The 6,360-nt window shown below is 75.5% G+C and carries 5 protein-coding genes; 4 read left to right on the top strand and 1 reads right to left on the bottom strand.

The features are described from left to right. From ACVMLK_RS19320 to pgi, 3 genes are all read left to right on the top strand, one after another. Nucleotides 1-1,344, top strand: a 1,344-nt coding sequence (locus ACVMLK_RS19320; RefSeq protein WP_457487335.1) for a M16 family metallopeptidase, incomplete at its 5' end; no start/stop codon positions are given. After that, nucleotides 1,341-2,627: a M16 family metallopeptidase gene (locus ACVMLK_RS19315; protein ID WP_457487334.1), complete on the top strand. Its 1,287-nt coding sequence runs from the start codon at nt 1,341-1,343 to the stop codon at nt 2,625-2,627. The genes ACVMLK_RS19320 and ACVMLK_RS19315, both read left to right, overlap by 4 nt. Nucleotides 2,628-2,750: 123 nt before the next feature. Beyond that, on the top strand, nt 2,751-4,415 hold the full coding sequence (gene pgi / locus ACVMLK_RS19310; protein WP_457487333.1) for a glucose-6-phosphate isomerase: 1,665 nt from the start codon (nt 2,751-2,753) through the stop codon (nt 4,413-4,415). A gap of 9 nt (nt 4,416-4,424) precedes the next feature. Here pgi and ACVMLK_RS19305 read toward each other — a convergent pair whose 3' ends face one another. Next, a complete protein-coding gene (locus tag ACVMLK_RS19305) occupies nt 4,425-5,147 on the bottom strand; it encodes an MgtC/SapB family protein (protein WP_457487332.1) in 723 nt (240 codons plus the stop codon). A 117-nt stretch (nt 5,148-5,264) separates the two neighbouring features. Between ACVMLK_RS19305 and mutL the strand changes: the two genes are divergently transcribed. After that, a partial coding sequence (mutL, locus tag ACVMLK_RS19300; RefSeq protein WP_457487331.1) for a DNA mismatch repair endonuclease MutL occupies nt 5,265-6,360 on the top strand: 1,096 nt, incomplete at its 3' end.

Genomic DNA, 6,360 nt, shown 5'->3' with positions numbered 1-6,360 from the left:
GCCGCCCCCGCCGCCGCGCCGCCGGCCGGCGAGCGCCCGCTCTTCGGCGCCAGCCTCTGGACGCTGCCCAACGGCCTGACCGTGGTGCATGCGGAGAACCGGCGCGCGCCCGTCGTCGCGCATTACGTCTTCTACAGCGCCGGCGCCGGCGAGGACCCGGCCGGCCGCTCCGGCCTCGCCCACTTCCTCGAGCACATGATGTTCAAGGGCAGCCCGAACGTGCCCTCCGGCGCCTTCTCGCGCCTGGTGGCGCGCGAGGGCGGGCAGGACAACGCCTTCACCTCCCGCGACGTCACGGCCTATCACCAGCATGTCGAGGCCGGCCGGCTCGACCTCGTGGCCGGCATGGAGGCCGACCGCATGGCCGCCGCCCTCTTCCCCGCCGACGAGATCGAGCCGGAGCGGCAGGTGGTGCAGGAGGAGCGGCGCCAGCGCACCGAGAGCACGCCGCGCGGCCGCTTCCGGGAGACCTGGGACGCCGCCTTCTGGGGCCGCCAGCACTGGCGGGGCCGGCCGCTGATCGGCTGGCCCGAGGATATCGCCGCGCTGAGCCGCGACGACATGCTGGACTTCTTCGGCCGCTACTACGTGCCGGCCAATGCCACCCTGCTGGTCACCGGCGCGGTGTCGCGCGAGGCGGTGGCGCGCATGGCCGAGCAGCATTACGGCGCCATCCCCTCCCGCCCCGCGCCCTATGACAAGGCCGCCCGCGATCGCGCCCCGGCGCCCGGCTCGCCGCTGCGCGACCGGCTGGTGCAGCGCGAGGCGACCCTGCAGGAGGCCGTCTTCCTGCGCGGCTGGGTGGCGCCGAGCCAGCCCCAAGGGCAGACCCAGGGGCAGATCCAGGGAGGCGCGCCGGCCGAGCATGTGCACCCGCTGGAGGTGCTGGCGCATCTGCTGGGCGGCGGTCAGGGCTCGCGGCTGCACAAGGCGCTGGTGCAGAGCGGCCTCGCCGTCTCCGCCGGCTGCGCCTATGACGGCGACGCCATCGGCACGGGCAGCCTGGAGATCTTCGCCACCCCGCGCCGCGAGACCACGACCGCCGCGCTGGAAGGCGCCGTGGCGGCCGAGGTCGCCCGGCTGCTCGACGGTGGCGTGACCGAGGCCGAGGTGGCGCGCTCGATCCGCCAGCTCACCGCCGGCGTACTGCTGGCGCTGGACAGCCTCGGCGCAGCGCCCCGCATCCTGGGCGGTGCGCTGGCCAACGGGCTGCCGCTGGAGAGCGTCGAATTCTGGCCGGCACGCATCCGCGCCGTCACCCCGCCGCAGGTGGAGGCGGCGGCGCGCGCCGTGCTCTCGCGACCCTCGATGACCGGCTGGCTGCTGCCGGAGGGCGCGGCATGAGCGGCGCCTCCGCCGCGCCCGCCGCCGGCTTCTCCCTGCCGATCCAGGTGGTCGAGGGCGGCGGCTTCACCGCCTGGCTGGCCGAGGACCATTCGGTGCCGGTGGTCAGCCTGGCCTGGTCCTGGCCCGGCGGCGCCGCGCTGGACCCCGAGGGCCAGGAGGGCTGCGCCCGCCTCGCCGCCGCCCTGATCACCGAGGGCGCCGGGGACCTCTCCGCCGCCGATTTCGCCGATGCGCTGCAGGACGAGGCGATCGGCCTCGGCTTCAGCGCCGACCGCGATACCTTCGAGGGCAGCCTGCGCGCCCTCAAGCCGGCGCTGCCCGAGGCGGTCCGGCTGGCGCGGCTGGCCATGACGGCGCCGCGCTTCGAGGAGGAGGCGGTCTCCCGCCTGCGGGCCCGGGCCATCGCCGGGGCGCGGCAGGCGCTGGAGGGGCCACGCGGCCGCGCCTCGCGCGCCTTCTGGGCCGCCGGCTTTCCCGGCCACCCGGCCGGCCGCCCCGCCGGTGGCACCGAGGAGAGCCTGGCGCAGCTCACCGTCGAGCAGATGCGGGCGGCCCTGGCGCGCCACCTGCACCAGGGCCAGGGCGAGGCCGGCCTGCTGATCGCCGCCTCCGGCGCCATCACGGCCACGGAGCTGGCCGCGCTGCTGCCGCAGCTGCTGGGCGCCCTGCCCCCGGGCCGCTCCGAGCCGCCGCCGCTCCTGCCGGACTTCGCCCGCTTCGGCACCCAGGTGGTGCCGGTGGCGGCGCCGCAATCGGCCATCCTCTTCGGTCAGCCCGGCCTGCCGGTGCGTGACGCCGACTGGGAAGCGGCGCAGGTGCTGCTGCGCATCCTCTCCGGCGGCGGCTTCACCGCGCGCCTGACCCGCAGCATCCGCGAGGAGCGCGGCCTGACCTATGGCATCGGCGCCGGGCTGGACCCGATCCTCGGCCAGGGCGTGCTGGTCGGCTCCTGCTCCACCGCCAATGCCCGGGTGGGCGAGCTGCTCACCGTGCTGCGCGCCGAGTGGCGCCGCATGGCGGAGGACGGCCCCACGGCGGCGGAGATGGAGGAGGCCATCGCCTTCATGACCGGCAGCCAGCCGTTGCAGTTCACCGACAGCCGGCGCATCGCCGCCACCCTGCTGGCCATGCGCCGCAACGGCCGGCCGCTGGACTGGCTGGCCCGCCGGCCCGAGCGGCTGGCCACCATCTCCCGCGACCACGCGGCGAAGCTGGCCGGGCGGCTGCTGCAGCCCGGGGCGCTGTCCGTGACCGTGGCGGGCCAGCCGGAAGGGCTCTGAGGGCCCTCCCGGCCGCCGCTCATCTAGTCTTTTGTTTTTGGCCGCATCTCCTCGATCCGCCAATTCCCTCCCGCCAGCTTCTGTTCTAGCCTCCCCGGCCGCATGGACACGGAAGGGAGCGCCATGAGTCTGACACCGCGCGAGGCGGCCTGGGGCCGCATCGAGCAGCTGGCCCGGCAGCCCGGAGCGGGCCGCATCCGCGCCCTCTTCGAGGCCGATCCGCAGCGCTTCCGCCGTTTCCACCGCGAGGCGGCGGGGCTGTTGCTGGACTTCTCGCGCACCGCCATCGACGAGGAGGTCCTGGCCGCCCTGCTCGACCTCGCCACCGCCCAGGAGGTGATGGCACAGCGCGACGCCATGGCGGCGGGCGCCCAGATCAACGAGACCGAGAGCCGCGCCGTGCTGCACATGGCGCTGCGGGCGCCGCGCTCCGCCGGCTTCCGCGCCCTGCGGGCCGACGGCACCTTCGAGGACGCCTCCGGCCCGGTGGCCGACACGCTGGCGGCCATGCAGCGCTTCACCCGCGCCGTGCATGCGGGCGAGATCCGCGGCGCCGGCGGCGAGGCCTTCACCGATGTGGTGAACATCGGCATCGGCGGCTCCGACCTCGGCCCGGCCATGGTCACGGGCGCGCTCTGGACCCCCGCCGCGCCGCTCCGCGCGCATTACCTCGCCAATGCCGACGCGCACCAGTGGGAGGCGATCCGGGCCGGGCTCGACCCGGCGCGCACCCTGGTGCTGGTCGCCTCCAAGACCTTCACCACCGCCGAGACCATGGCCAATGCGCATCTCGTGCGCGGCTGGCTGGAGGCGGCGCTGGGGGCCGAGGGGGCGAAGGCGCATCTCGCCGCCCTCTCGACCAATCTCGAGGCCACCGCCGCCTTCAGCGTGCCCGCCGACCGCGTGTTCGGCTTCCACGACTGGGTGGGCGGCCGCTTCTCGCTCTGGTCGGCCATCGGCCTGTCCATCGCGCTGGCCTGCGGCTGGGAGGCCTTCGCGGCGCTGCTGGCCGGGGCGCGGGAGATGGACGAGCATTTCCTCGGCGCCGCGCCGGCCGACAACCTGCCGCTGCTGCTGGCCCTGGTCTCGGCCTGGCATGTCAACGGACTCGGGCTGAAGGCCCAGGCCATCCTGCCCTACGACCAGCGGCTGGCGCGCTTCCCGGCGCATCTGCAGCAGCTCGAGATGGAGAGCCTGGGCAAGCGGACGCTGCTCTCGGGCCAGGAGGCGGTGCGCGACACCGGGCCGGTGATCTTCGGCGAGCCGGGCACCAACGCGCAGCACTCCTTCATGCAGTTGCTGCACCAGGGCACCACGCCGGTCCCGGCGGATTTCATCCTGATCGCCAACCCGGACCACGACCACGCCGCCAGCCACCGCCTGCTGCTGGCCAATGGCCTGGCCCAGGCCGAGGCGCTGCTGCGCGGCCGCGGCGCCGCCGAGGTCGAGGCCGAGATGCGCGCCGCCGGCACCGACCCGGCCGAGATCACCCGCCTGCTGCCGCACCGCCTCTTCCCCGGGGACCGCCCCAGCGTCACCCTGCTGCTGGAGCGCCTCACGCCCCGCAGCCTCGGCGCGCTGATCGCGCTCTACGAGCACAAGGTGTTCTGCCTGGGCGCGCTCTGGAGCATCGACGCCTTCGATCAGTGGGGCGTCGAGCTGGGCAAGAAGCTGGCCGGCTCGATCCTGCCGGAGCTGGCGCCGGAGGGCCGGCCGGGGGCGCATGACGGTTCGACGGCCGGGCTGATCGCCCGCCTCCGCGCGCTGCAGGGCCTGCCGGAGGGATAAGCCGGCGCCTCAGTCCTTCACGCTGCCGTCCCAGGTGACGTGGATGATGCCGGGCTGGCGTTGCAGCCCGGCGATCACCTCCCTCAGCTCCGCCGGCTCCACGGCGGTCGCGACCAGCGTCGCGGTCACCTCGGCCAGGTCGGCGCCGCGCTCCTCCGCCGCGACATCGGCCACCGGGTATTGCGCCTCCTCCAGCCGCTCGACGAGCAGTTCGCGCAGCTGCGGCATGGCGCCACGGGTGACGAGGGCCTTCACCTGGTAGGTCGCCTCGACATTGCGCTCGTTGATCGGGATGCGGTTGATGCGGTTGACCAGCGGCCGCAGCAGCGTGTTGCCGGCCAGGACGGCCAGGGTGAGCAGCCCCGCCTCGGCCAGCATGTCCGCCCCCGCGCAGGCGCCGACCGCCGCCGAGCACCAGAGCGTCGCGGCGGTGTTGAGGCCGCGGATGTTCAGCCCCTCCTTCATGATCACGCCGGCGCCGAGGAAGCCGATGCCGGTGACCACGTTGGAGACCACGCGCACCGCCTCCGTCGGGCCGATCATGCGGTGCGCCAGATCGACGAAGGCGGTCGCCCCCAGCGCCACCAGCACATTGGTGCGCAGCCCCGCGCTGCGCTGGCGGTACTGCCGCTCGGCGCCGATCAGCGTGCCGAGGACGAAGGCGGCGGTCAGGCTGACGGCGGTGTCGAGCAGCGAGGACAGGCTGGTCGTCTCGAGAAAGCTCAGGCTCATGGGAGGCGCTGACCCTCATGCCGGCGGTGACCACGGGGCGGGAGCATTCCGGATGGCGGGGGGCGTGACAAGCCCGGCGCCCTTCCGCTCCCCCCGGCCGGGGCGCTAGAGCGGGGCATGGACCGCATCCGCCTGCTCTCCGCCACCACCGCCGACCGCATCGCCGCGGGCGAGGTGGTGGAGCGCCCCGCCGCCGCCGTGAAGGAGCTGGTGGAGAACGCGCTGGATGCCGGGGCGCGGCGCATCCATGTCGCGCTGGAGGGGGGCGGCATCGGCCGCATCCTGGTGGAGGATGACGGTGCCGGCATGTCCCCGGCCGACCTCGCCCTCTGCGTCGAGCGCCACGCCACCTCCAAGCTGCCGGAGGAGGCGGCGCTGTTCCGCATCGCCACCCTGGGCTTCCGCGGCGAGGCGCTGCCCTCGATCGGCGCGGTGGCGCGGCTCACCCTCACCAGCCGCCCGCCCGGCGGCGAGGCGCACAGCCTGGCGGTGGAGGGGGGGAGCAAGGGCGAGGTGCGGCCCGCCGCCGGCGCGCCCGGCACGCGGGTCGAGGTGCGCGACCTGTTCTTCGCCACCCCCGCCCGGCGCAAGTTCCTCAGGACGCCGCCGACGGAGGCCGGCCACGCGGTGGAGGCGGTGCGCCGCCTGGCGCTGGCCTGGCCCGAGGTGGCCTTCACCGTCGAGGTGGAGGGGCGCCGCGTCCTGACCCTCGCCCCCGCCGACCGGACGGCGCGGCTCGCCGCCCTGCTGGGGCCGGACTTCGCCCGCGCCGCCGTGCCGGTCACGGGGCGGTGGAGCGACCTCGACCTGGACGGCATGGCCGCCCTGCCGGCGCTGACCCGCGCCACGGCGGCGGAGCAGCATCTGGTGGTCAACCGCCGCCCGGTGCGCGACCCGCTGCTGCGCGCCGCGCTGCGCGTCGCCTACCGGGACCTGATCGCCGCCGGGCGGCACCCGGTCGCGGTGCTCTTCCTCGAGCTGCCGCCGGAGATGGTGGACGTGAACGTCCATCCGATGAAGACCGAGCTGCGCTTCCGCGAAGCGGGGCTGGTGCGCGGCGCGCTGATCTCGGCCCTGCGGCGTGCCCTGGCGGTGGGCGCCGGGCCGCAGGCCAGGGAGACGGGTGGGGAGACCGGCGGCGGGCCGGCTTCCTGGCCCGGCGAGGCGGCGCTGGCGGCCCCGGCCGGCGCTGCCGTGCCCGGCTTCGCCGAGG

This window comes from Teichococcus aerofrigidensis (genome assembly GCF_054073225.1).
Note: the sequence above shows the minus strand (reverse complement) of the source record. Positions and strands in the feature narration are given on the sequence as shown.

Excerpts from the sequence above, each read along its gene's own strand:
- ACVMLK_RS19315 (WP_457487334.1), top strand. The coding sequence starts at position 1,341 with ATGAGCGGCGCCTCCGCCGCGCCCGCCGCCGGCTTCTCCCTGCCGATC.
- pgi (WP_457487333.1), top strand. The coding sequence starts at position 2,751 with ATGAGTCTGACACCGCGCGAGGCGGCCTGGGGCCGCATCGAGCAGCTG.
- ACVMLK_RS19305 (WP_457487332.1), bottom strand. The coding sequence starts at position 5,147 with ATGAGCCTGAGCTTTCTCGAGACGACCAGCCTGTCCTCGCTGCTCGAC.